This is a genomic window from Nocardioides sp. CPCC 206348 (assembly GCF_048654705.1).
Lineage (GTDB): Bacteria > Actinomycetota > Actinomycetes > Propionibacteriales > Nocardioidaceae > Nocardioides.
Genome location: NZ_JBMCZA010000229.1, coordinates 120,816 through 121,487 on the forward strand (window position 1 = coordinate 120,816; position 672 = coordinate 121,487).

The following is a 672-nucleotide window of genomic DNA, read 5'->3' on the forward strand; positions in this document are numbered from 1 at the left end:
CCCGCTCGGCGAGATGGTCGACGAGAAGGCGATCCTCAACGCGTGCGTGGCCCTGCTCGCGAGCGGCGGCTCCACCAACCACACGCTGCACCTCGTCGCGATCGCCCGTGCCGCGGGCATCCTGCTGACCTGGGACGACCTGGCGGAGCTGTCCGCCGTGGTGCCGTCGTTGGCCCGGATCTACCCCAACGGCGCCGCCGACGTGAACCACTTCCACGCGGCCGGCGGCATCGGGTTCCTCGTCCGCACCCTCCTCGACGCGGGCCTGCTGCACGAGGACGTGGAGACGATCGTCGGCCCCGGCCTGCGGCGCTACACCGAGGAACCGGTGCTCGTCGACGGCAACGTCACGTGGCGTCCCGGTCCGGCCGAGAGCCTCGACCTCGACGTCCTGCGCCCGGCCTCCGACCCGTTCGCCGCCGACGGCGGCGTGAAGGTCGTCAAGGGCCCGCTCGGCACGGGCGTCGTCAAGACGTCGGCGGTGGCAATCGAGCACCGTTTCGTCAGTGCGCCGGCGCGGGTCTTCGACGACCAGCACGACTTCCTGCTCGCCTTCGCCGACGGCAAGCTCGACGGGCAGGACCTCGTCGCGGTCATTCGCTACCAGGGGCCTGCGGCCAACGGGATGCCCGAACTGCACAAGCTGACGCCCGCCCTCGGGGTGCTGCAGGA

General features: G+C 71.7%; 1 protein-coding gene. It reads left to right on the forward strand.

Annotated elements, in window-relative coordinates; genetic code table 11:
- Positions 1 to 672, forward strand: a 672-nt coding sequence (locus ACOADB_RS26365; RefSeq protein WP_378606023.1) for a dihydroxy-acid dehydratase, incomplete at both ends; no start/stop codon positions are given.